The sequence below is a fragment of the Paraburkholderia fungorum genome, assembly GCF_902833645.1.
GTDB lineage: Bacteria > Pseudomonadota > Gammaproteobacteria > Burkholderiales > Burkholderiaceae > Paraburkholderia > Paraburkholderia fungorum.
The window spans coordinates 38,281-61,582 of record NZ_CADFGE010000009.1; the positions used below are offsets into that span (position 1 = coordinate 38,281).

Consider the following 23,302-nt stretch of genomic DNA (forward strand, 5'->3'; position numbering starts at 1 on the left):
GGTCGTAGCACTTCCATTGTCCGGTCTGTTGCTCGGGGGGCTTGGGCTAGGACTGTGGCGGCTGCAACGATAAATGACCGGAAAGTTCTCGTGACCACTTCGACTGATACGTCCGCGCCGATACTTCCTGAAGTCGCCCAACGAATGCATTGGGAATCTGAGTTGGCGACGAAGATTGCTTCACTCGACGCGCCGGGCACTTTGGCGTTGGTCTACTACGTGTCGGCTGAGTCAGCGGGGGAAGCGACGCGGCAGTCATGGCCGATTCGCGGCACGGTCGATGAGTTCATCCAGCAGTTCCTAGACATGCCGGAAGATCGCAAGTTGGAGCGCCTGATCGGCTATCCACAAGTCACGAAGCAGCGCTTCAGTGCGAAGTAAAACGGAATTGAAAAGCAACCGGTGCGCGAGCGCCATTCGGGGAGTAAAAGCGAGATGCCAAAAGACTATCTGACCGTGGTGATTCAGTTGCCGGACGACCCCGAACAGCGCAAGGCCGTGACGGCTGCGCTCCCGGTTTCGGGGAATTTCCACGGTGGCCGCATCACGGCAATGTCGCTCGAAGACGAAATTACCGTCAACGAGATTCTGGAAGAAAAGCTCGACAGTGACGAAGTTGACGAAGTGCGTGCGCAGGCCAAAGTAATTGCTGCACGCGCCGAAGCCGCCGCGTAACCATCGGAAAATCACATCATGAAGAAACTGTTTTTGATGCTCGCGCTTGCGAGCGTGGCAAGCGTAGCGATGGCCGGTAAGCCTGTGGTTATCAAGGACACGCGCGCCGGTACGTCGATCAGCGGCGGTCCTGCCTCGGGCGTGCTGCTGATGCGCGAAGGTGACGCGTGTTCTCTGACCGAGTACAAGCATTCGCCCGACAAGCCCAATCAGGTTGCGTTGCCTGTTATCGTGCATCGCATGTATCCGTGTGACGCTCGCGGCAACCCTGTTTCCGGTAACGTGAACGAAGTGAGGATTGGCGACGGAGCCACCGCAACAACTCGCGGCCTCAATATCCAGCAATCGACAAAAGGGACCGGTAACACCAATTCGGTAGTCATCGAATAGGCAGCCAAAAACCACGGAAAATTAATATGGAATCTTCGCGCATGAACGGCACTTCGACGCTGCGCTCACGGGTTGCGTCATATCTGCTGCTTGCCTGCGTGGCTGTGGGGGCCGTGGCGCTTATATACCATCAGATGACCCGTGCGTATGTAATGCAGGCAGCGAATGTGGAACAAGCCTACGACGGATGCTCTGCGATGGTCTCGGATTACGCAACGCGCTTGCTCGCGACAAGTGACGACATCAAATGGTCAGTCGGAAGCGTAGAGGTGCTGCCCCGAGTGACGGGCTGCAACGTTTCGATGACCTTCAAGAAAGGCGCCGACGCTGATAACGAGGTTTGGAATGTGGCGGTCGCTGATGACAGCCACGGCTATTCCTATAGCGTTACCAGTGCTCGACTCTTTGGCACTGAGACGGCCAACTGACATAGGAAAATATATGAACAACTTCTTCCCTCCCAACATTGAACAGAAGCCTTTGCCGCCATCGAAGACGGAGCGGATTTTCTCGCAAGTTTTCGGCGCGGCTGTAGCTCTGGCCGTGGCATTGCAGATGATCGGCGCGGTGCAGCTCAATGTGGTGCGTGACACGCTCGCACAGTATGGGTTCGGTGGAGTCGGCCACGTGCTCGATATCGGTTTCGAGTTGTTTCACAGCATCTTGAGCGGGCCGGTTCCTCAAGTTGCAAGCTGGACCGAAACGCTCCCAGCCGCGACCATGCACAACGGTTATCTCGCCGTGTTGACGCTGGCTGTCGGCTCCTTCGCCACAAGTTTTTCGCTCGCAATACACCGCGAGCAAACGAACTTTGCGCGCGGTATGGGCGATACCCGGTCGTGGTGAATAACGGATAGGAAAATAGGAAAAAGGGGATTGACGAAATGAAGAGAGTCGCACTTGCACTGCTGGCCGTGGTCAGCGTCGCAGCCCACGCGGAAGCCGGTCGATACGTCGCAACCGATGCCGACACATCGGCTTCGGCGCTGGTATCGCGGTGGGCCGCACTCGATGGTCGAACGGTCAAGTGGGAGGCCACTGGCGATTTCCCGCTGCGCAATGCGGCCCGGTTGAACGCTAGGGGACAACTCGCCACGTCTCCGAGTCTTGATGATGCCTTTGAGCGGGTTGCGAAGCTCACGCGCGAAGAAAAGCCCGACGCACCGGTTCTGTTTGCCTGCGCGTATCAGCATGGCAAGGTGGCTATGGAAGTCCGCGAGGTCGGTCAGCCTGAGTGCGGTAAGCCGCTTAACTGAAATCGGAAAATTCAGGAAACGGAAAAGACGCTATGTCAGACAACACGCAAAAAGTGGAAGAGCCGACCGAGGCATATGAGGCTGGCTGTCGCGCTTTCGAGGAAGGCGCGGATCTGGACACCGGCAACTCGTATCCGAAATTGTCGTACGACTGGCATGACTGGCAAAGCGGTTGGTGCGATACCGCGAACGAAGATTGAAACGGAAAAACATGCTGCTGAATAAATGGAAGGACGGGAGCGCGGGACACGCAAAAGCAATGGCTGCGGCATTCGTCAACGCGATTGTTTACGCCGGTATTCTCGGCGCTGTCGCGCTGATCGGCTTGCATTTGTCCAAGTAGACATGAGGAAAAGCCATGCGGATGATCTTTCTCGACTACGACGCTCGCCGGGAGCCGAAGACGGCACGGTTCTGCGTCAAATGCCAGAAGGACATCTCGCCCGATATGCCGGCTCGAGTGGTTCGACTGCTGGACGAAATGGTGTTGCATCCCGAAGACGCTGGCTCCGCCGGCCAGGATTTCCTGATTGGCCCCGACTGCGCCAAAGCGCTCGGACTTGAGTATTCGCGACCAGAAACGCAGCCCTTGTGGCGTGCAACCGAGAGCGGACAGTTTGAACGTTGGGACGGCGCTCTGGTTTGGAAGGGTGACGACTATTATTCGAATCCACTGAATTCGCGATGCCGCATGTGGGAAGGTGCTGGACCTGCGGGCATGTCACAAACGCTGAATAAGGCGATGCGATCGGATCGTCGGGAACGATTCAATGTGCGGCGGCGTTTCAGCAGTGCGGAAGCGGCAATGCAGGCTGTGGACCGCGCATACCCACCCTCCGCGTAATGGAAAGGAAAAGCGCCGCCGCCACGCGCGGCATTGGAAAACAAAGGACATGAAGCATACCGTTTCCACAATGAAAACTATCAGCGGCAGCGCGGACAATGACCGTGTGATTGCCGCTGAATTTTGCAGTGATGCGATAACCGAAGCGCAAACTCGCCTAGACCGCATTAAGTCCATCGCGGACCTTCGCTCTGTCCTTGACAATGCACAACTGGCGATCGCTGCTGATGCGAGGGCAGGCATCCGGCATATCCATGCCGCGATGCAGGACGTGAGTGAGTTTCACCGCCAGGGCGGTCTGTCACAGCGGGTCGATGACGCCCTGCTGAAGATCGGGAAGATGCAGGACGAGGCAGAAGCACTGTATCGCTGGCTGCACATGCTGTACACGCGAGACTGACCACGGAAAATTCGCACCATGACTGTCGAGGCCGTCGATAAACAACGTGCGCGTCCGCTCGCAGACGTTGCGCACACAATCATTGTCGTGGATGACCATGCCGACAGTGGTTGGGAAGCACGAGACGCGGAGTTCCTTGGAAGCTACACCCGCTATTTCGTATGCCCGCGAGGAACTGATATTGATGCGCTGGAGCTCAGCGCTTAGCGTGATAGTCATGTGCAGGTCGAGCATGAAGACCAGGATTGCACGCTTGTAGCCGTGTTGCACTTCTAGGACGGAAAACGCGCCATGTCTGAGGTCGCAGCAGAAATCGAATGGAAGCAGGATTCGCCCTACGGCTGGACGCACCCTGCGGGTTGGACGATAGGGCGATACATCGTCTCTGGCGTGTCTCACTTCATGCTCTGGCAAGGCCGCGAACATCGCGGTAATTTCGGCAGTCTCGAAGCGGCCCAGGCGCATTACAGCACGCAGGGTAACAAGTAGGAAAACAGGGATGCAAGTGAAAAACTTTAAGGTACTGGATATGCGGGTTTCGGGGGCGCTTTTGTTGTTGCTTGGTATGTCCCTGGCCTTAATCGGTACGCTCGGCGTGCCGCTGTGTATCTAAGATTTTTTCTTTTCGACAGTTGTGGCTTCAACCACGGCGGTTATCGCCGGGATCGTGTCTGCAATGATGGCGGTGGCCGGATTTCGGATCATGGGTCGTGCGCGACTTGAGTAGGAAAAGTAGAAAATGAAACCGAAACATCTGTTCTATGGCGTGGTGATCGCCGACAATTATGTTTGTGAATTTACAAATATGTTTGTTAAAAGCAAACCATGTATATGAAACCGCGCGACGCGTGCCTGTTCCCGTCAATGTGTGATGGCCTTGCTGGACGGCGATCAAGGCAGCGGCAACCTATTTGGCGACGCCGCAATTTCACAAACATACTTGTCGAGTCGTGTTGCCGCAGCCGGGAATTTTACAAACTTCAGGCGCAGAATGGCCAACGCTATCTGATTGATTTGTATGGACCAGTTTTTACAAACATAATTGTCGGCGATCACGTGGCTGTACTTACGGCGATTATTGCTGTTGTGTACGCGATTCAGGGCAGCTTCGGGATGGCTTTGCTTGCCGCCTTGGTTGCCTCTTGCTGTCTACTCAACACGACCCGCCCCGGTGCGGATCGGGCTGCTAGCCGCAGCGACTTGAAGCGGTTTTTGGGCATTCGGTAACGGAGCGGAAAAGCGACATGGAACAGCACGAACTACTTTCGGTGATTGCTACGCTGGGATGCGCTTCAATAGCTATTGTCGGCACAGCGCTCGCGGGATTTGCAGGCGCTCGCGCACGATCTGCTCGCACAGCCGACATGCGGAAGGCGTGGCTGCTGGTTGCCATCCTGATTGTTGCATCGGTGTCGGGACTTTCGCTTGCCTGCCTCGGTGTTTTGGGGCAGCGCGCGGTACCGGCGTTCAGTGGCGTCGCAATCTTTAGTTTTGCCTTGCTCGCGATGGTGAACGACCGGCTCCGTAGCTTCTTGGTCCGGGCCGCTCGCGACGAAGGCAAGGCGCAACAGTAACAACGGAAAATCAACATGTACAACGAACAGACATTTGAAGGTGGAGTTCAGGCACGGACGGTTGCCGGGGGCATCATCCAGCACCCGGTCGTGATAACGCTCGATGGCGTTGCCACCGAACTGACACTGGCTGACGCGGTGAAGCTGCGCGATGGACTCATTGCATCCATCGCCGCCACGGAAGCCGCAGAGAGCGCCGTTCTCGCGCGCAACGGGCATCACTTCACAATCGGCAAGACGATGCACGGCATGTCAGCGGTGCCGTCGAAGCTGCCTGCGTAACGAGACCGGAATAACGCGCCGTCACGTCCGCGCAACTGATCGGGAAAAACCATGTCCGTCTTTGAGGCAGCACAAACCGAACTGCGCGAGCTGCTGGCACTCGTGAAGCAAACGACCGAATGGGATATGACCATCGCCTGCGGAAAGGTACGACCCGAAGAAATTGCTGACAGCGCGTTATTGGCGCATCGAGCGCGGATTTCGCGTGTCGAAGCGTTGAAAGAGAAATACGGACTTTGAACGGAAAAGCGAATGTTTAGCTTGAGACGGCAAGCAAAGGAGAAGTTGTTGAGACAAAATAAAGTTGTATAGCGGCTCCATTGATTCGAAAGCGTTTTCCCGTCTGTGACCGCTGTATATCTGACAAGTTGTATAGTGACCCCATTGATTTTGAAAGAGAAACCATCGAAAAGCGCGGGTCGATTTGCGAGATGAGGGGCATGACTGCGGATTCCAAAACCTGCGTCCGACCATATCGCGATATTCGCAACGAGACCTGCCAATAAGCGAGCATGGAAATTTATGAGCGAAATGGTGATCTACCAGCCCGGTGCCGGCGAGCCAGTCACGGTTCGGTTGGAAGGGGATACGCTGTGGTTGACACAAGAACAGATGGCCGAGCTGTTCGGCCGTGAACGATCTGTGATTACCAAGCACCTGAGGAATGTTTTCAAGGATGGTGAATTGGTCGAACAAAGCAATGTGCAAAATTTGCACATTGCTGGTTCGGATAAACCGGTGAAGTTTTACAACCTCGACGCGATCATCAGTGTCGGCTATCGAGTCAATTCAAAGCGCGGCACGCTTTTTCGTCAGTGGGCAACGGGCGTTCTCCGTGACCATTTGACTCAAGGTTGGACGCTCGACCGTGCACGGATGGAGCGAAACGCGGCTGAATTGGAAGCGGCCCTGGCGTTGGTCAGGAAAACTGCCTGCGCCCCCGAGCTAACAGCCGATACAGGGCGCGGCCTAGTGGAAATCGTCAGCCGGTACACACAGACATTTCTGCTGTTACAACGATACGACGAAGGGTTGCTGACCGAGCCTCCCGGCACGCCCGGTGGTACTTTACTCAGCGCCGCAGAAGCGAAGCATGCAATCTCAATTCTCAAGGCAGACCTGATGGGACGAGGCGAAGCCAGTGATCTGTTTGGTCGGGAACGCGATGACGGATTGGCGTCAATACTAGGCAATCTGAACCAGACGGTCTTTGGCCAGCCAGCCTACATGTCTATCGAGAGTAAGGCTGCGCATCTGCTGTATTTCGTCATCAAAGATCATCCGTTGTCAGATGGTAACAAGCGTTGCGGCGCTTTCCTGTTCGTAGACTTTCTGCACCGCAATGGGGCGCTGCTGCGGGACGCACAGCCGGTTATCAACGATGTGGGGATGGCGGCACTGGCACTATTGGTGGCCGAGTCCGCGCCATCCCAAAAGGAAACCATCATTCGGTTGATCGAAAATATGCTTGCGATGCCGCAGTGAGGTGGGCGTATCGTGCCCAGTTCCGCTATACAACTTTATTTTTGCCACTATACGACTTTATTTTTACTCAATAGAAGTCGCAAAAAAAGCAAAGGCGTGTTGATACGGCTTTAGCTTGGAGGCACCGCGGTTCTTGCTGTGGCCGTTGGCCTGGTGATTAAGCAGTTCGGCGGTGCTCTATGGGTAGCATTGTTGGTACCGGCACTCATCGTCGTGATCGACGTGATCTCCCGCGTTGTGGACTAGGAAAAGCGGCGACGCCGCAGAGGAGAATTGGATTAATACGAGCAAGGTCAAGCCGGAGAATGTCGTAGCGAACCTCACGGAGGGCAGTGGGAAAACGACGCTTCAGGTGTTGGCGCAGCTTCTGGGTCGTAAAGCAAAGGCGAAGACGATCGCGGATGCGCAGCGGAACGACGTTCCTTACTACCGTCAGTTCGACAAACGCAAGTAGACAACGGAAGAGCCGGCCGGCGCCGGCGCACAGGAAAACCGCCCGCCGTGCACTTCGATGTTTCGAAGTGCCGGCGGGTTTTCTTTTTGGTGCCTGCGTCGCGCGATATTCGTGGATGGCGGGGCATCGGCGGAATACGCACTCCTAAGACGCGCGCGCGTGCGTTAGTCCGACTCGCGGACCGAGATCTCCGTCAGCGGGCCCCGACCTTCGTCGGTGAGGTAGACGGTGACATCGATCGACGCCAAGGCTTGGTCTACGTAGTCAACGCCTGGGACGCTGAAGATCGCCGACGCGGCGATTGCCAGCCTGATCTTCGGGATTGCCTCCTCCTTGGCCGCCGTGATGCATGCCATCGAACCCGGGTGGAGGAGGAATTGCCGGGCATCTTCGCCAGCGAAGCGGTCAACCGCAATGCAGTCGGTTCCCGAAGCTTCGTGGCCGCCAATGACGAGTGTCTCGCCGCGGCGATAGTCGGTCCAGCAGTGAAGGACGTTATCCGGCAGTTTGCAGATCTCGAGGCGCGTCTGGTCAAACCTGAATTGACTGGATGAATGCTGCGTGGCGGCTTCCAGTAACAAGGTCTGCATGAGGAGGCTGGGGCGTGACGCAATCGGCCCCGCGATCATGATGCGAGAGCCGCGGCTGAGATGTTCCTCGAGCTGCAAGGCCTGCTGCTGCGTCAGGCTGCCGGCACGGACCAGGTCAGAGAGCCGCGGCGGCGGCGCGTACAGTTGGCGCGGATGGTATCCGGCCTGATCGAGGGTAGCGGCGATGCTTGGCACTTGGTCGAGCTTGAGGTTCTCGCGCGGGTATTGCCCGTTCAGCACCAGTTGATTGACCTCGTCCCACGAGGCATACGGGTAGGCGCTGTTGAGTTGGTTGTGGAGGTCAACGTACCACTGGCCGAAGTCGGGCACGAAGGCCGAAGGCGTTGCGCACGCGAGCGTAAATGTCGCATGTCCGGCGGCATGGTTGTCCTCGTCCCAGCCAAACGCGGCGAGACGTTTGAACATCGCCGGTACGTCGAATTCGACATCTGCGGGCGCGGCGCCGGTGCCGAGAAGGTGGTTGAACTGCTGGTGATCCTTGAAGCCGAAGCCGGCCGCAATCGAATGCAGGAGGTGGGTGTACTTCAGGGGACCGTCGCGGCCGATATTTTCTTTGCCGATCAGGTCGGTCAGGGCACCACGAAGGCTGGCGATGGATGCGGGCGAAACGGGAATGCGCGGCATGCTAACTCCTTGTAGATCATGGCCGGCATTTCGTCATGACCCTGATTAGGAGGTCGCACGAGCGAGGTTTTGCAGGTGAAGCAACAGTTTGGGCCGCCGGCAGCCGAGGGTGTTACCCGGGAGTAATCGTAGCGGGGCGCGGGCGGCTCCGCAAGTAGGCAAGATGGGCAGCTCATCTTGACAGATGCGTATATGGTGCAATAATGCTGCATATATTGAGCATGGAGCGCACCATGAGCACGCCCGAAACCATCAATGTCCCCGTTTTCCGCGAGGACTTTTCCGCCTTTATGGCGTATCTCCACGAAGACGACATCAGCCCTTCGTCAATCTCGCCACGTCGCTACGGCCGGGTGTTGCGTCAGGACATGCAGGCCATCGCGACACAGGCCCACGTCCATCGCAACACATTGAGCCGCGCCCCGGAATCATCGAGCGTGCAGGACTTCCTGCGCGAGGCGTTGCGGGTGATCCGCGCCGCCGCCGACATCTCGGGCAGCGTTGAAAAGGGTATTTTCTGGTTCAAGAACGAACCGCTCAGCGTGTTCGACTACAAGACTCCACAGATGCTAGTTTCTGGGGGCCGTACCGAGGACCTGCTGCGCTATGTCCAGTCCCTTGACGCCGGGTTTGCTGGATGAAGGTGATCCGGCTGCGAGCGACGGCATATCGGCTCCTCAGCCCGAAGTGGGCCTTCCAGCCCACCAGCGGCCGCGGCGCTGGCACGCACGGCGGCCGGGCCAACCGCCCCGGTGTCGATGCGCTTTACCTGTCGCTCGACACGGAAACCGCTGTGGCCGAGTACAAGCAGACGAGCGATCTGCTGATGCCCGGGCTGATCGCGTCCTACTCACTCGACATCGGTTCCGTTGTCGACATCACGGCAGGGCCCCCGGTCGAAGATGATCCTCTTTGGGACGATTTCTACTGCGACTGGCGCAAGCTGTACTTCAATGAGCGCATCGAGCCGCCGTCGTGGGTGCTGGCGGACCGCGTTATCAGTATGGGGATGAAGGGCGTCGTGTTCCGCTCGGCGCTCACGGGAAACGCGAACGTGGCGATCTACACCGGCTTGCTCGGCCAGGACGATATCCTCGTCGTCAACGATCCGGGCGGGATGCTGCCGAAGAACCAGTCGTCCTGGGAGTGATCTGACGAGGTTCCGCCCATCACAGCCAACGGCCCGCGTTGGCGCATTGTGCGCGCCGCCGCGCAGTCGGTCCGTGCTTTTCCGCAAAACCCTGGATAGAATACTGTACATATATACAGGTATTCAGGGAGCAAACCATGTCCGCCATCGCTCTCCCCGCGCCCCAGGCGATTCACCCAGCCCTGTGGAAGGCTTCCCAGCTTGCCGGCCGCACCGGCGCCGTGCTGCCCTGCGGCGATGCCGCGCTTGAGCGCGAATTACCGGGCGGAGGCTGGCCCACCGGTTCTTTGACAGAAATTCTGCTTCCGCAGGCAGGCTGTGGCGAACTGCGTCTGCTGCGGGCGCCTCTCGCCGCGCTGGCGAACCGCCACGTGCTGCTGCTTCGACCGCCGCATCGCCTCCAACCCGGTGCGCTCGCGTGGTGGGGCCTACCGTACCGGAACGCGACGATCGTCCACACGAAGGGCGCAGCGGACACCCTGTGGGCCGTGGAACGCGCATTGCGGGCAGGCACGTGTGGCGCGTTACTCGTCTGGCCGGGCCAAGTGCGCACAGAGGCACTGCATCGCCTGCAGGTCGCCGCGCAGGCCACCGACACGTTTCTCGTCCTGTTCCGTCCGTTGGACGCCGCACGCAATACGTCGACGGCCCCGCTGCGGCTTACTCTGGCGCCTTCGAAGGGCGGGGTGAGTGTGACGTTTATCAAGCGGCGCGGCCCGCGGCGCGACGAACCGCTGTTCGTCCCGCTGGCGCCGACGCCGGTTTTACTGAGGCGACATGCAACTCTGGATCGGCGTACATCTGCCACGCCTCCCTCTCGAATCGTTCCGGCCGAACTGGTCGAAGTCGGCCACGGATGAGCGCCGGGGCCTCGTCGTGCTCGACCCGGATCGCGTCATCGCGCTCGACGCTGCCGCGCGTGAACTCGGTGTCGTCGCCGGCATGCGCCGCGGCGGCGTGCTCACGCTCGCGCCGGATGCCGATATCCGTGTACGAGATTCTGTACGCGAGGAAGAAATCGTCCGCGGCGTCGCCGTCGCGCTTCTGCAGTTCTCCTCGCAGGTCGTCATGGCCGACGAGTCCGTTGTGCTCGTCGACGTTTCGGGGAGCCTGCGCCTCTTTGGCGGAATCCGCGCTTTGCGCCGCAGTGTACAGCGTGCGCTGCAGGCGTTTGGCGTGAGCACCCGGATTGCAATCGCCCCGACCGGGCAGGCAGCGTGGCTGCTTGCGCGATCGCGCGGCGGCGTCGCTCTCTCGTTGCGATCCGCCCTGCGCCTCATGGGACGGGCGGCGATCACGACACTGCCTGCCGCGCGTCGGTACGCTGAATGGTTCACGGGCCTTGGCTGCGCCACGCTCGCGGATCTGCAGCGGCTACCCCGCGCCGGGCTGAAGAAGCGCTGTGGCGTCGAGCTGCTCGACGCACTCGACCGGGCGACCGGCGCGGCGCCCGAGGTTTATGACTGGCTCGAGGTACCGCCGACATTCGACGCGCGTCTCGAACTGCCCGATCGGATCGAACATGCTGAGGCAGTGCTCTTCGCAGCGCGGCGACTCATCGTGCAGATGACGGGATGGCTATCGGCGCGGCAGATGGCCATCGCCCGCTTCACGCTCGCGCTTGAGCACGAACGCGGCCGCGCCGCCATCGCGCCCACGTTGATCGACGTCGCCCTTGCGGAACCGACATGGCACGAGGAGCATCTGGTCCGCCTGCTCAAGGAGCGGCTGGCTCGCCTTGATCTCGAGGCGCCAGTCATCGCCTTGCGCCTGGAGGCGACGGACGTGCGCGAAGCGGAGGCGCCGAGCGGCGTGCTGTTCATCGACCCGGGCGGATCAGCAAAGGACCACGCACAGTTGCTTGAGCTGCTCGTTGCGCGGCTCGGCGCCGAAAACGTGCTGCGTGCTTCACCGACTGCGGATCACCGACCGGAAGATGCTGCTCGATGGGTTCCCCTCGCGGATCGAGCGCGCGGCGCAGTCCCTGCGTCCGACCTGCCGCGCCCGGCATGGCTGCTCGAAGAACCGCTGCAGCTTATGATGCGCGGCCATCGGCCGCTCTACGGAACGCCGCTGCGTCTCGTGTCGCCTGGCGAGCGCGTCGAGGGCGGATGGCACGACAGGCGCATCGTCACGCGCGACTATTTCGTCGCCGAGTCGGAGGACTTTCTCTACTACTGGATCTTCCGCGAACGCGTCGGTAGCCGCGACGAAGACCAGGAGCCGCGGTGGTTCCTGCACGGCCTGTTCGGGTGACCAGTCATGACACCCGGATACACCGCGCTACCTGGCTATGCCGAGTTGCAGTGCGCCAGCAACTTTTCGTTCCTGCGCGGCGCGTCGCACGCTGACGATCTGGTCGCGCGTGCGGCGCAACTGGGCTACGCCGCACTCGCCATTACCGACGAGTGCTCGCTCGCGGGCGTCGTGCGGGCGCACGTCGAGGCCAAGGCGGCGGGCCTGCATCTCATCGTCGGCTCACGCTTCTGGCTGACCAACGCTGACGGGTCTCCGGCCATCGAACTCGCAGCACTCGCGATGACGCGAGAGGGTTACGGCAATCTCTCGGAGATCATCACGATCGGCAGGATGCGTGCGGACAAGGGGAGCTACCGGCTCGCACCGGCGGATCTCGCACACCCGGAGCCGTCCTTCTGGCATCTGCGAGGGCTGCCCGAGTGCGCCATTCTGGTATCGCCCGAATATCCGGCTCAGGAGGCGCGGCTTGACGCACAGATCGAATGGGCTGCGCAGACGTTCGGCGATCGCGCGTGGGTCGCGCTGACGCTGCACGGCCGCGCGATGGACGATATTCACGCGGGCGTGGTGGAAAGCGTTGCCGCGCGGCATGGCGTCGCCGTGGTTGCTACCGGCTCGCCTGTCATGCACGTGCGCTCGCGCAAGCCACTGCAGGACGTGCTCACTGCGATCCGCGTTGGCCGCCCCGTGAGCGAGTGCGGCTACGACCTGGCACCGAACGCGGAGCAGCATCTGCGCTCCCGCCTGCGCCTCGCGAACCTCTACCCGGCTGCCGCACTGGAAGAGACGCTGCGCGTCGCGCGTCGCTGTACGTTCAGCCTGGACGATCTCCGATACGAATATCCCGATGAGCTGGTGCCGCCCGGATATACGCCGACGGGCTACCTGCGTCAGGAAACGTATCGTGGCGCCCACAGCCGCTTTGCGGAGGGCATTCCGCATGCGGTCCAGCAGCAGATCGAGCACGAGCTCGCCTTGATTGCGGAACTGCAGTACGAACCGTATTTTCTGACGGTGTACGACATCGTTCGTTTCGCGCGTGGCGAGGGCATCCTGTGCCAGGGGCGCGGCTCCGCAGCCAACTCAGCGGTCTGCTACTGCCTTAGGATTACAGAGGTGGATCCAGCACGCTCAAGCATGCTCTTCGAGCGATTCGTATCGAAAGAGCGGAAGGAGCCACCCGACATCGACGTTGACTTCGAGCACGACCGGCGAGAAGAGATAGTCCAGTACCTTTATCGAAAGTACGGTCGCGATCGGGCGGCGCTCACTGCTGCTGTCACAACGTACCGGCCGCGCAGCGCGCTGCGCGATGCAGGCAAAGCGCTGGGTGTGGACCCGGCGATCATCGATCGCGTCGCGAAGGCCCACCAGTGGTTCGACTCGGGCCAGGATCTGCTCGCGCGGTTCGAGGAATCCGGACTGGACCCCTCCGCGCCGCTCATTGAGCAGTGGGCAATGTTCGCCGCGCACCTGCTCGGCTTTCCCAGGCATCTCTCACAGCACAGCGGTGGATTCGTCATCGCTCGCGGCAAGCTGTCGAGACTCGTGCCAATCGAAAATGCGGCGATGGCGGACCGGTCCATCATCCAATGGGACAAGGACGATATCGACGCGCTTGGCCTGCTGAAGATTGACGTGCTCGCGCTGGGCATGCTCTCGGCGATCCGGCGCACACTCGATATCATTTCGGAGAAGCGCGGCGAGCGATTCGAGTTGCAGGACATTCCGGCAGAGGATTCCGCGACCTACGACATGATCTGCAGGGCCGACACGGTCGGCGTCTTTCAGATCGAGTCGCGCGCGCAGATGAGCATGTTGCCACGCCTGCGACCGCGGTGCTTTTACGACCTCGTCATCGAGGTCGCGATAGTACGCCCGGGTCCAGTGCAGGGCGGCATGGTCCACCCGTACCTGCGTCGGCGGCAGGGCCTTGAACCGGTGAGCTATCCCAGCCCGGAAGTCGAGACCGCGCTGTCGCGCACGCTCGGCGTGCCGATCTTCCAGGAGCAGGTGATGCAGGTCGCGATGCTCGCCGCCGGCTTTAGCGCGGGCGAGGCGGACCAGCTTCGTCGAGCGATGGCAGCGTGGCGCCGCAAGGGTGGCCTTGGCCCGTACCACGACCGGATCGTCAACGGCATGCTTGAACGCGGCTATCAGCGAGAATTTGCGGAGGCGATCTTCGCGCAGATCCAGGGTTTTGGCGAGTACGGCTTTCCGGAAAGTCACGCCGCCAGCTTCGCTTTGCTCGTCTACGCGAGTGCGTGGCTCAAATGTCACGAGCCGGCGGCATTTCTCTGTGCAATGCTCAACAGCCAGCCGATGGGTTTCTATTCGCCGTCCCAGCTCCTGCAGGATGCGCGGCGTCACGGCGTTGCCGTGTTGCCCGTCGACGTAACGCTCAGCGACTGGGATTCGAAGCTGGAGGGCGACGGCACGGGTGCGCCAGTCCGGCTTGGTATGTCGCTTGTCCGTGGGTTGAAGCAGGACTCCGCAGGGCGCATCGAACTCGCGCGTGCAGTGCGGCCGTTCACCGACATCGCCGATCTTGCGACGCGTTCCCGCCTCGACCGTGCGGACCTCGATGCGATTGCGCGGGCCGACGCCCTGCGCGCGCTCGCCGGCGATCGACGCGCCGCCCTGTGGCACGCACCCGCTGCCGCGCCAGACCGTGATCTGCTGCGTGGCGCGACGGACGACGACGCCACGCCGGTGCTACCGGTGATGACCGAGGGCGAGAATCTTGTCGCCGATTACCGGGCGCTTGGCCTCACGCTCGGCCGACATCCGCTTGCGCTGCTGCGACCGCGCCTCAAGCAGCAACGATTTATGCCGGCCGATGTGCTCGCTGGCTACCGCGATGGCCAACTGGCGCGTGCATGTGGCATCGTCACCGTACGGCAGCGCCCGGGGACCGCTAACGGCGTCATGTTCATGTCGCTTGAGGACGAGACGGGCACGGTCAACGTGATCGTGTGGCCGACCTTGCTTGAGCGGCAACGCCGGGAGGCGCTCGGCGCCGGACTTCTCGCGGTGTATGGTGTATGGCAGTCAGAGGGCGGTGTCCGGCACCTGGTTGCGCAGCAACTGGTCGACATGTCGGCTCTCCTGGGTGAGTTGCACACCGTCGCCCGGAATTTCTGCTGAAGCGCGCCGCCAATAAACGAGACAGGAGATGCACATGAAGATCCTCACCGGGACTGCCTCATGGACGGACCCGACGCTTATCAAGTGCAAGCGATTCTATCCGGCTGGATGTACAACCCCGGAGGCCCGGCTGCGCTACTACGCCAGCCAGTTCCCTCTGGTCGAAGTCGATTCCAGCTATTACTCGCTGCCGAGCCCCTCGAATTCGGTGCTTTGGGCCGAACGGACGCCAGCAGATTTTGTGTTCAATGTGAAGGCGTTCAGCCTGTTCACTGGCCATGCGGCACAGCGCAAGCGATTCTCCGCAGATCTTCAGGCGGCGTTGCCGCAGAACGGCAAGGCCAACGTCTACTACAAGGACCTTTCCGAAGAATTGCGAGATGAAATCTGGCGTCGGTATCTTCACGCGATCAAGCCGCTCGCGGAGGCTGGTAAGCTAGGCGCCGTGCATTTTCAGTTCGCGCCCTGGCTAACGAGTTCCCCAGAGAACCGTACGCACATCCAGCATTGCGCGGAGAGAATGGCCGGGTATACGGTCGCGGTCGAATTCCGGAATGCATCGTGGTTCGACGAGAGACACACGGAGTCGACGCTTGCGTTCGAACGTGAAAATGGCTTCGTCAATGTCGTCGTGGACGAGCCGAACACGACGGCGAACAGCATCCCCTCGATATGGGAGGTTACAAACGATCGCCTCGCGGTCGTTCGTTTGCACGGTCGCAACCACGAAACGTGGAACGTCAAAGGCGCGACGGCCGCCAGCGACCGGTTCAATTACGATTACAGTGACGATGAGTTGGCCGGGCTGGCTGCCAAAATCCGGAACCTTGCCGCGCTTGTTGCGCAGGTGCACGTGGTGCTAAATAACAATTTTGAGGACCAGGGGCAACGCAATGCTCGCACGCTGATGGAGATGCTGAGTTAGCCCCGCAGATCGCAGTCAACCTCGCATACCGATATGCAGGCGCACCCGCTCACCGCCATGACGATCGTGCCATCCTTCGCCTTGCTTGGCCTAACGGCCGCGTCCGGAGGAGCCGTACACGTAGTTATTGTCGATCCACTGCTTGGCCCAATCGATACCGCGTTCGTGTGCCTGCCATCGAAAAACTCGGTTGCCGAGATCAACAAACACGAAGCGCTCGCCGCTCTCGCGTTCAACGATCGCGCATGACTGGAAAAGACGCTGTTTCGCCAGGATGATGGGGGCCGCATCTATCGTCCACCCCCTGTAGGTCGCAATCCGCGCTGTTCGCTTCATACTGCCTCGCCAATCATGCTTGCCTGTTCCGGTCACTGGCTCATACCTCCGGCTGCCAGGCCGGACCGCCAGCGCCGACTTCAGACGTCGACAATTTCCGACAGACCGTCGAACATCAGATCAGGAAAACGAGCTCGCCAGGCGAGAAGTTCCTCCTCGAGCTCCGTGCGTGTCTGGCGCAGTTCTGCCTTCACGTTTTCCTGAGCAGCCCGCATTGCTCGATACGCGTCCGCAAGCGCCGGCCCGAGGCCAGGGCATTGCGTGGACGCGCCGCCGGACGTGCAGATGCGCACGCCCTCGAAGGTGCCTCCGTTCTTGGGCGCGACCTGCACGTACAGGTCGTTGTTGCCGCCGAAGAAGATCACGAGTCGTCGTTGCTCATCGTCCGGCAGATCGCGGTCGTCGGTGAGGTAGGAGGCGATGACGGTGTCCATCAGGATTTCTCCACGATCAGCTTAAGTGCCTGCATGGCTTCCGGTGTAGCGCGTGTCCAGTGGCCGGTTTCGTCGGCCTGCCAGACGCTGCCGGATTCAAGATCGACGGAAAGCCACTTTGTCGGGCACCGCGACTCGAGTGACAGTATGACGTTCTCCGGGCCGTCGGCAACGATGCGGCCATCGATCAGTTTGCGCGTGCGGTCCTCGACGCCGGAGAAGCGCCAGTGCAGGTGCCCAGACTTGACGAGTTTCTCGGCTTTGCGAGCATCCTTCATGAACCGTTCGGCCGCCTTTGCCGCGAGCTCGCGCTGCTCAGGCGTCGGGCGGCGCGTACCGCTCAGGCGCTTGGCGAGGAACTCGGCCACATCCGAGCGACGGATATACGGTGCCTTGGCGTTGAGCGTCATGAACATCGCCCATGCGGCGTCGAGCTTCTTGTTGGTTTCGATGGTCGTCATGTCGGTGTGAGAAAGGGGAAGCCGCGATCTACTGACGCCCGGCACTGGATGATCCTGCGACCGGCCGGTCGAAGACCTGCAGGAAACCGTTCCGGATCTGCACAGCCTTTGTTTTGAGTACATGCTCGAAAGCGCGCGTGCGCGCGCTGCGCGACTGTTCGACGAAGGCCACCGCAGCAGACATCTCCTGTGCTGCGTTTCCAGGGCCTACGCGGGTACAGCATGCCCGCTCGCTGAACTTCTTCAACAGTCCATGATTCGGGCCGTCGGGCGGCTCATTTTCGGGGGAGGCGAGGGGCTTCAGCGTTCCATCCGGCAGCGGCACAAGCGGGAACAGCACGCACCCTTCGGGCTTGGCGGTCCACCTATGCTCACCAGCGTCGACGGCGACCTCTTCGAGAAAACACGTGCGGTGATCGGTCAAGAAAACGCAGCCGCCTATGTCCTCGGCCTGCCGATCGAACTGTAGCATCGTGTGATAGAACGGCTGGCGCGTGCTCACCGATCGCCGGGAACTCTGCGGCATATCGCCGAGAAGCTCACTCGTCGCCGCGTTCCTGAAGAAGTGAAAACGCGAAACGCCGTCATGGGTGACAAACGCCGGCGTCACGACCGGGTTTTCGTTGTGGAGCCCCGCCAGCACGAATCGTGTGGCGAAGTGGTTCGCGAACCGGGCAAAGTGACGGTCGGCGAACTGATGGATCGCCACGACATCTCTCGGCTCGAGGAACACGGCGTCATCGCAACACGTTCCCCAGCAGGACGGCGGGCAGGTGAAACCACTGGCGGACGGCGCGTCGCCCGCGGCGATCGGGATAGTCTTGCGCACGCCAGCTTCCGGCATCTTTCCGGCGGGATTGCGCTCGACGCTCGCTTTCACGGCGCCCAGCACGGGGCGGAAAAAACCAGCCAACTTTCTCCATAAGGTGTTCGGGGGCGTCACGCGATTCATCTTTTTCTCAACGAAAGGATATGGTGCGGGCGGCGCGTCAGGGCGAGCCGCTTCTCTGCTGGCGCTCCGAGTATTCAGCGATTCGCATCGGAAGCGGACCCTCTCGCTCGCGGGGGTGCGCCTTCCTTCAGGCAGTCCCCAGAATTATCGCAGCGTTAGCCACGGCATGGGCCATCCGTCTGTGCTGCAGGTTGCGGGGATGCGGCGCTGGCCAGTACTTCGCACGCCTCTTTGCGCGCCGCGTCCAGTTCGTAAAGGGCGTCGCGCATGCCGGGAATGGCCTCGGCGGCCAGATAGACTTCGCCCGTTAGAAGTGCCGCACGTTGGTCGCATGCAGTTTCGAGGCGTTTAAGAGCACGCAACGCCGCCCGGTCATCGTCCAACACCGCGGCAGAGGGGGAGGCGCGATTTGCATCGAAAGCATCAAGCCGCCTGCGAACCTCGGCCTTAACCTTCACTATAGCCTCGCTCACCGACAGGCCAACATGCAAGTCAGTACCTTCGTGCATGCCAAGCATCGACGAATGCCAGAATTCGCAGGTTGTCAGACGCCCTACGTCGCGACCATCCAGAACGTGCCCCAGCATCGCACTACGAAGACCGAAGCCCATTTCGAACGCTTCCCACAGGGTGGGCGAATCAGTGTTGTCGAGAGCCTCACCGGCTTCCACGGGCTGGGATGGTTGCGGGGAGGCGTTCTCTCTTTCCCAGCGTAAGAGCCGGCCAAGAGCTGCGCCGGGAGTGTCAATGTCAAACTCGATACTCCGTGATTCGCACGCGAGCCTGACGGCATCCGCCACCGGCTCCCCCGATTGCGTTGGCGCCGCTGAATAGCCGATCTGCGCGTAGGCCTTGGCGATCACCTCATGGGCTTTGCAGCGAGCCTGAGAATCGGCCAGCGTCGAAGGCGTCTGCGTGAAGTGTTTGACTACCATTTGCAGCGTGTCGAGCAGCTCGCGCGTCAAAGAGCCGTTCGATTGCGCTGGCGCGGCAGTGTCCTTATCCATATCTCGCTTCAACGTTTGATTGATTGTCGCAGAAGAATTCGCCATGCAACTGACTGGCGTCTTTCTCATAGGCTTGTCGAGCGTGCGGGCGATTCTTAAACCTTCCACGCGTGCGGTTGTGTCCGTTGACGTGAGTCAGCGATGACTTCGGAGTTCATGCTGAGCACGGTGAACAATACCGGCCTGGCCGGCGCTGCACCGATCTTGGCGAGAATGAGCTGGTCCAGCTTTTCGTACTCGCTCATGTGGTCTCCTGCGCTCTCTCGCGACGCCGGGGGGGCGGTCAGGAGAAGTAGCCGAGACTGTCGTCCGTCGCGATCGCGGCAGCGGCAACCGCGCCGCCAGTCATGTCGGTCGCAGCCGAATCGGCCGTGCAGACCATCGACGTGTCCTGGGCGGGTGCCGGGTCGGAGACCCAACTGGAGGAGTCAGGCAGCGGCGGAGTGGACGATGCGTCGATCGCGGCTTGCCGTGCAACCGCATCCGAGACCCGATGTTCTTCGATCGACGAGATCATCAGCGTGCGGAAGCTCGTCGGAATATCGGTCATGAAATAGAACCAGAGATCCGAATCGCTGTTGCTCGACGACGAGCTCGAGGTCAGGCTGGCTGAGGAGGTTGTTGTTCCTGTTGCTCTCGTAGGAGCAACAGGACGGGGGGTACCCCCCGTGGGCGCCGACCTGGACCGACCGATCGAAGCGATGTGGCGGAGTTGCTCAGAGGCCTCGACCGGAAGCTTGACGTTGGCCTTTTGCGCTTTCTGCATCAGGTCGAGAAGGTCGAGCGCTTTCTGGGCCTGGGCGTTCAGCGATCCTTTGTCCGCGGCCAGTGCTGCCAACTTGCCCGCATTTTCCTCGTCCATCGCCTTCAGCTTGCCGAACTGCTTCTGGTCGAGATAACTGGCGAGCCGCGTCTGCAGCGTCGTGTAACCCTGCTCGTAGCTCTCGCTGTGGAAGACACCCAGCACCTTCCAGTTGTGCTCGAAGATCGCCAGTACATCGCGCGTGAGGAAGCCCGGGATCACATCTTGCAGGGATCGTAGCGTCTTGCCAGAGATATTCGGCAGCAGCGCCTCGACCGTGCTGTCCAGATACGCCTTGCGATGCTGGTTCAGTTTCGCGATTTCGTTGTCGACATCATGGATTCGCTGATGGATCGCTTCCAGCGCACGGGATAGGGCGGACTGGGCGCTGTCGAAGTCGGGTTTGGTGTTTTGTGGCATGTGATCTCCGTTACGCAGCGAGCGCTCCGTCTTCCTGACGGCTCGCGAAATAGTTGGCGAAATACTGGACGAGGTCAGGTTTGCTCAGGCCAGGTGCCCATTCGAGGGGCTTGCCTGGCTGGATGAGCAGGTCGGTCCACGGATCGAATCCGAGGTCCGTGATGTCGTGCATGCGCAGGAAGTAGCGGCGATTCACCGCGTCGCCGTGCCACAGGTGCCGGATTTGCCCCGGAACGACACCGAGGCTCCCTTGCACCAGCCGATGGAAGCGGTCGCCCCATTGCTTCAGGTGCGAAATCTGACGGCGGTCATGCTTCAGCGCGTTCGTGATGCAGAAGTTGTAATCGCCGTAGATCGCGTGCGCCATGAAGTGATCGGCGCTGCCCGAGATTGCATGCTCGTAGAGGCCCACTTCGTCGAAGATTTCACGGCGCATCGCCCAGCCGTAGCCCGTGTGTCCGTGTGCATCGTAGCGGCCGGCGTTCAGGAGAGAAGGCTTGCGGTGCAGCGTCGACGCGAACGAGTAGGCGATGTCCGGCTTGTTGCCGACTACATTGCCTTGCCCGAGGCGCACGCAGGACTCCCAGACCTGGGCGACCTTGCAAGTGTCAAGCACGCGTTCGAGGTCGGCTACCCACTCAGGGTTCTCGAAGATGATGTCGCAGTCGAACCAGCATACGAAGCGGCAGGACGGCGGCAGCCATGACGCGGCCAGGTTGAGCAGGCGCTCCTTCTGCCAGAGCAGTGTGCTCGCGCGGATCTGGATCACGTCGAGCGATGGCGGTAGTTCGAACGGTGCATCGCCGAACGCGCATTCGACGGTGATGCAGGGCACGCCTGCCCGGCGCATGCCCTCGACGAAGAGGTCGTAGTTGCGGCGGCGCGTGGCGTAGCCGCACGGGTTGAAGTAGGTGGTGATGACGGCGGTCTTGCTCATGGTGGCCGAGACGAAATAGAGGATGCTGATTCAGTCGACGATCGACAGGAAAGCCGAGCCGACCTCCTGGCTGTTGGCGTCGTTCAAGCGCGCCGCCACACGAGCCGTGTGCGCGTCGATGCCGGCGAAGAGCGCGGGCAGGTCGGCATCGGTGGCACCGCGAGCGTTGTCGCAGCCGGTAAGCTCACGCAGGTACGTGTCGAGCGCATGAAGCACGGCCTCGCGCGCGCCCTCACGGAAGGCTTCGGCCGAGATGGTTTTCGTTTGCATGGAGATACATCTCGCTAGGTCAGGTGATGGAGACTCCATCCTATCGAGGCGATACGAGAGTCAAGGGGAGGTCGCTTTGGCCGCTGTTGAAAGCACCATTTGACGCATCGTTCGCTCGATCTTTTCTTCCACAACTCATCCTCGGATTTCGACAAAGCGCTGGATCTCGGTTCTCCGTCTTGACCGGCGACCAGCCGGCACGGTGCTCACGCGCGTCTTATGTTCATCTAGACGATCGGGCGAATCGCTCGTCGATTTCTTTGTATTCGGCTAACGCGGTTGATTTCGCCAAAAAACTGCCTGACAACCCAACCGCGTCATCATTGATACCTAGGATGGACTGGGCTAGTGCTTCGTCACGTTTTCCGAGGCAAGGTCCATCAACCGTGGCCCATTCGGCCCACTTGCGCAGACTTGATGGGTTCCGTCCGGATAGCTCAGAACGTCGCCCAGCGCAATCGGAACGTCGGCATAGACACATCCTGTTTGGCCCAGCGCGGTGAGCTTCGCGCCTGCAGTCGAACCCGACTGTTCGGTGACAGAGTAGGTCGCCGAAAAAGCAACGGCGGGAACAACCAACAGCATCGCGAGAGCAAGTTTCTTCATCTTTGAATCTCCCTGTTAAGATTTTCAGTGGTCGTTCCACAGGCCGAGTAGCTTCTCGGCGGTGTCGAGAAACGCCGCCACTGCGGACAGGCCAGCCCGGACGCCGCCATACTTCTCAGCCACCGCCTTGGTTGCAAGGGCCGCGACCTCGAGTCCAACGTGTCAGGAAGCGCACCGGAAATGGCGGCGGCGCTGCATCTTTCCACTCACGGATGAATGCATCGCAGCGCGCCGCCAGCCGGATTACTGCTCCGTCGGATTCGCAGCGTCCTTCGGGTCGATGACTGCGGTCACTTCCCACGTTTCGCCTTTCGACGTCTGCTCCGTGATGATCGTCGGAACACCTGCGTGCAGCGCGACGGTGCCCGCGAAGTGATTGCCGTGTGCGAGCGGCTGTTGCAAGTTGCCAGCCGGCGTTTTGAAGTTGGTCACCGCGTCGAGCTGCTCATCGGTGACCTGAAGCTCCAGTATCACCGAGCCATTCGCTCCGACGGTCGGTGTTGCCTCGATCCTGACCCCGGTGCGCAGCGTGCTGACCTCGGCGCCGTCATGATCGCACCCATCGAAACCACTGGCGGTCGATGAGCCGCTTTTCGGGCTGCAGTAGCCACTCACGTAGGGCGTTACCTCCTCGCTCTTGTAGAAGCCTGACTGCCTGTCGGCCAGCGTCATCTCAATGTCGCTCGGCGTTCCTTCGCTGCCTCGCTTCAGGTGCAGGATAAGGCCCACCGTCTTGAGCGGACGATTGGGGGAAGAATCGAGCTGCGGCTTCGCGTGGGTAGAGTCGATGGCGGGCAGCGTCGCATCGGTGCTGTGCGACGAGATCTTCGCCGACGGCGTAGCGGCATACGCTGCCGTAGCGGTCAGCGAAATGGCGGCGACGGCAGCGCCCAGGTGACCGACAAATTTGCTTTGCTTCACGATGTTCCTCGTATCGGGTGGTTGCGGCTGAAAAGGTGCCCTGAGATGCGAGAGGCCCGGAATCCCGTTTGGTCGGCGCC

Annotated in this window: 33 protein-coding genes; 21 read left to right on the forward strand and 12 right to left on the reverse strand. The window is 60.7% G+C overall.

Annotated elements, in window-relative coordinates; genetic code table 11:
- The first annotated feature begins 90 nt into the window (after window positions 1–90).
- From HWX91_RS25235 to HWX91_RS25300, 15 genes are all read left to right on the forward strand, one after another.
- Window positions 91–381 (forward strand): hypothetical protein, encoded by a 291-nt coding sequence (locus tag HWX91_RS25235; RefSeq protein ID WP_127837846.1) that lies wholly within the window; start codon window positions 91–93, stop codon window positions 379–381.
- Between the two features lie 54 nt (window positions 382–435).
- Window positions 436–675, forward strand: a complete 240-nt coding sequence (locus HWX91_RS25240) for a hypothetical protein (protein WP_028195680.1) — start codon at window positions 436–438, stop codon at window positions 673–675.
- Between the two features lie 18 nt (window positions 676–693).
- A complete protein-coding gene (locus HWX91_RS25245; protein ID WP_028195679.1) occupies window positions 694–1,065 on the forward strand; it encodes a hypothetical protein in 372 nt (123 codons plus the stop codon).
- 41 nt (window positions 1,066–1,106) lie between these two features.
- Window positions 1,107–1,493 (forward strand): hypothetical protein, encoded by a 387-nt coding sequence (locus tag HWX91_RS25250; RefSeq protein WP_102857287.1) that lies wholly within the window; start codon window positions 1,107–1,109, stop codon window positions 1,491–1,493.
- Between the two features lie 13 nt (window positions 1,494–1,506).
- Entirely contained in the window at window positions 1,507–1,911 is a 405-nt protein-coding gene (locus tag HWX91_RS25255; RefSeq protein WP_028195677.1) for a hypothetical protein, read from the forward strand.
- A 38-nt stretch (window positions 1,912–1,949) separates the two neighbouring features.
- On the forward strand, window positions 1,950–2,321 hold the full coding sequence (locus HWX91_RS25260) for a hypothetical protein (RefSeq protein WP_028195676.1): 372 nt from the start codon (window positions 1,950–1,952) through the stop codon (window positions 2,319–2,321).
- A 32-nt stretch (window positions 2,322–2,353) separates the two neighbouring features.
- Entirely contained in the window at window positions 2,354–2,521 is a 168-nt protein-coding gene (locus tag HWX91_RS25265) for a hypothetical protein (RefSeq protein WP_156034515.1), read from the forward strand.
- Window positions 2,522–2,532: 11 nt separating this feature from the next.
- Window positions 2,533–2,664, forward strand: coding sequence for a hypothetical protein (locus HWX91_RS41135; RefSeq protein ID WP_255246776.1), 132 nt, complete (start codon window positions 2,533–2,535; stop codon window positions 2,662–2,664).
- A gap of 15 nt (window positions 2,665–2,679) precedes the next feature.
- The gene (locus tag HWX91_RS25270; RefSeq protein WP_028195675.1) at window positions 2,680–3,165 is read left to right on the forward strand and encodes a hypothetical protein; all 486 of its coding nucleotides are present in this window, start codon (window positions 2,680–2,682) and stop codon (window positions 3,163–3,165) included.
- A gap of 49 nt (window positions 3,166–3,214) precedes the next feature.
- The gene (locus HWX91_RS25275) at window positions 3,215–3,565 is read left to right on the forward strand and encodes a hypothetical protein (protein ID WP_028195674.1); all 351 of its coding nucleotides are present in this window, start codon (window positions 3,215–3,217) and stop codon (window positions 3,563–3,565) included.
- 291 nt (window positions 3,566–3,856) lie between these two features.
- On the forward strand, window positions 3,857–4,054 hold the full coding sequence (locus tag HWX91_RS25280) for a hypothetical protein (protein WP_028195672.1): 198 nt from the start codon (window positions 3,857–3,859) through the stop codon (window positions 4,052–4,054).
- Window positions 4,055–4,809: 755 nt separating this feature from the next.
- Window positions 4,810–5,139, forward strand: coding sequence for a hypothetical protein (locus tag HWX91_RS25285; RefSeq protein WP_127837847.1), 330 nt, complete (start codon window positions 4,810–4,812; stop codon window positions 5,137–5,139).
- Between the two features lie 15 nt (window positions 5,140–5,154).
- Entirely contained in the window at window positions 5,155–5,421 is a 267-nt protein-coding gene (locus HWX91_RS25290; protein WP_028195670.1) for a hypothetical protein, read from the forward strand.
- A gap of 51 nt (window positions 5,422–5,472) precedes the next feature.
- Entirely contained in the window at window positions 5,473–5,661 is a 189-nt protein-coding gene (locus tag HWX91_RS25295) for a hypothetical protein (protein WP_028195669.1), read from the forward strand.
- Window positions 5,662–5,943: 282 nt separating this feature from the next.
- On the forward strand, window positions 5,944–6,906 hold the full coding sequence (locus HWX91_RS25300) for a virulence RhuM family protein/type II toxin-antitoxin system death-on-curing family toxin (RefSeq protein ID WP_028195668.1): 963 nt from the start codon (window positions 5,944–5,946) through the stop codon (window positions 6,904–6,906).
- A gap of 618 nt (window positions 6,907–7,524) precedes the next feature.
- On the opposite strand, the gene HWX91_RS25305 is transcribed toward HWX91_RS25300, so the two are convergent.
- Window positions 7,525–8,595, reverse strand: a complete 1,071-nt coding sequence (locus HWX91_RS25305) for a hypothetical protein (RefSeq protein WP_028195666.1) — start codon at window positions 8,593–8,595, stop codon at window positions 7,525–7,527.
- Window positions 8,596–8,828: 233 nt separating this feature from the next.
- Here HWX91_RS25305 and HWX91_RS25310 point away from each other — a divergent pair, with 233 nt between their 5' ends.
- From HWX91_RS25310 to HWX91_RS25335, 6 genes are all read left to right on the forward strand, one after another.
- Window positions 8,829–9,236, forward strand: a complete 408-nt coding sequence (locus HWX91_RS25310; RefSeq protein WP_174459536.1) for a DUF2384 domain-containing protein — start codon at window positions 8,829–8,831, stop codon at window positions 9,234–9,236.
- The gene (locus HWX91_RS25315; protein ID WP_028195664.1) at window positions 9,233–9,745 is read left to right on the forward strand and encodes an RES family NAD+ phosphorylase; all 513 of its coding nucleotides are present in this window, start codon (window positions 9,233–9,235) and stop codon (window positions 9,743–9,745) included. The genes HWX91_RS25310 and HWX91_RS25315 overlap by 4 nt, the downstream gene beginning before the upstream one ends.
- A gap of 137 nt (window positions 9,746–9,882) precedes the next feature.
- Window positions 9,883–10,605 (forward strand): translesion DNA synthesis-associated protein ImuA, encoded by a 723-nt coding sequence (gene imuA / locus HWX91_RS25320; protein ID WP_028195663.1) that lies wholly within the window; start codon window positions 9,883–9,885, stop codon window positions 10,603–10,605.
- Window positions 10,523–12,001 (forward strand): Y-family DNA polymerase, encoded by a 1,479-nt coding sequence (locus tag HWX91_RS25325; RefSeq protein ID WP_028195662.1) that lies wholly within the window; start codon window positions 10,523–10,525, stop codon window positions 11,999–12,001. The genes imuA and HWX91_RS25325 overlap by 83 nt, the downstream gene beginning before the upstream one ends.
- Window positions 12,002–12,007: 6 nt before the next feature.
- Window positions 12,008–15,151, forward strand: coding sequence for an error-prone DNA polymerase (locus tag HWX91_RS25330; RefSeq protein ID WP_028195661.1), 3,144 nt, complete (start codon window positions 12,008–12,010; stop codon window positions 15,149–15,151).
- 34 nt (window positions 15,152–15,185) lie between these two features.
- Window positions 15,186–16,076 carry a DUF72 domain-containing protein gene (locus HWX91_RS25335; RefSeq protein ID WP_028195660.1) on the forward strand — a complete coding sequence of 297 codons (891 nt, stop codon included), beginning with the start codon at window positions 15,186–15,188 and terminating at the stop codon, window positions 16,074–16,076.
- 90 nt (window positions 16,077–16,166) lie between these two features.
- Here HWX91_RS25335 and HWX91_RS25340 read toward each other — a convergent pair whose 3' ends face one another.
- From HWX91_RS25340 to HWX91_RS25390, 11 genes are all read right to left on the reverse strand, one after another.
- Complete coding sequence (locus tag HWX91_RS25340; RefSeq protein ID WP_081833012.1) at window positions 16,167–16,412, reverse strand: hypothetical protein; 246 nt, start codon at window positions 16,410–16,412, stop codon at window positions 16,167–16,169.
- Window positions 16,413–16,492: 80 nt separating this feature from the next.
- Window positions 16,493–16,846: a hypothetical protein gene (locus HWX91_RS25345; RefSeq protein ID WP_042274467.1), complete on the reverse strand. Its 354-nt coding sequence runs from the start codon at window positions 16,844–16,846 to the stop codon at window positions 16,493–16,495.
- Window positions 16,846–17,307 (reverse strand): hypothetical protein, encoded by a 462-nt coding sequence (locus HWX91_RS25350; protein WP_028195657.1) that lies wholly within the window; start codon window positions 17,305–17,307, stop codon window positions 16,846–16,848. Before HWX91_RS25350 ends, HWX91_RS25345 begins: the two co-directional genes overlap by 1 nt.
- Before the next feature lie 28 nt (window positions 17,308–17,335).
- Window positions 17,336–18,259: a hypothetical protein gene (locus tag HWX91_RS25355; protein ID WP_028195656.1), complete on the reverse strand. Its 924-nt coding sequence runs from the start codon at window positions 18,257–18,259 to the stop codon at window positions 17,336–17,338.
- A gap of 155 nt (window positions 18,260–18,414) precedes the next feature.
- Window positions 18,415–19,335 (reverse strand): hypothetical protein, encoded by a 921-nt coding sequence (locus HWX91_RS25360; RefSeq protein ID WP_127837848.1) that lies wholly within the window; start codon window positions 19,333–19,335, stop codon window positions 18,415–18,417.
- A 26-nt stretch (window positions 19,336–19,361) separates the two neighbouring features.
- Window positions 19,362–19,511 carry a hypothetical protein gene (locus HWX91_RS25365; RefSeq protein WP_156034514.1) on the reverse strand — a complete coding sequence of 50 codons (150 nt, stop codon included), beginning with the start codon at window positions 19,509–19,511 and terminating at the stop codon, window positions 19,362–19,364.
- Window positions 19,512–19,549: 38 nt separating this feature from the next.
- Window positions 19,550–20,488, reverse strand: coding sequence for a hypothetical protein (locus HWX91_RS25370; RefSeq protein ID WP_028195654.1), 939 nt, complete (start codon window positions 20,486–20,488; stop codon window positions 19,550–19,552).
- A 10-nt stretch (window positions 20,489–20,498) separates the two neighbouring features.
- Complete coding sequence (locus tag HWX91_RS25375; RefSeq protein WP_028195653.1) at window positions 20,499–21,425, reverse strand: hypothetical protein; 927 nt, start codon at window positions 21,423–21,425, stop codon at window positions 20,499–20,501.
- Between the two features lie 30 nt (window positions 21,426–21,455).
- Entirely contained in the window at window positions 21,456–21,695 is a 240-nt protein-coding gene (locus tag HWX91_RS25380; protein ID WP_028195652.1) for a hypothetical protein, read from the reverse strand.
- 345 nt (window positions 21,696–22,040) lie between these two features.
- A complete protein-coding gene (locus tag HWX91_RS25385) occupies window positions 22,041–22,301 on the reverse strand; it encodes a hypothetical protein (protein ID WP_028195651.1) in 261 nt (86 codons plus the stop codon).
- Between the two features lie 243 nt (window positions 22,302–22,544).
- The gene (locus HWX91_RS25390) at window positions 22,545–23,222 is read right to left on the reverse strand and encodes a hypothetical protein (protein ID WP_028195650.1); all 678 of its coding nucleotides are present in this window, start codon (window positions 23,220–23,222) and stop codon (window positions 22,545–22,547) included.
- Between the last annotated feature and the right edge of the window lie 80 nt (window positions 23,223–23,302).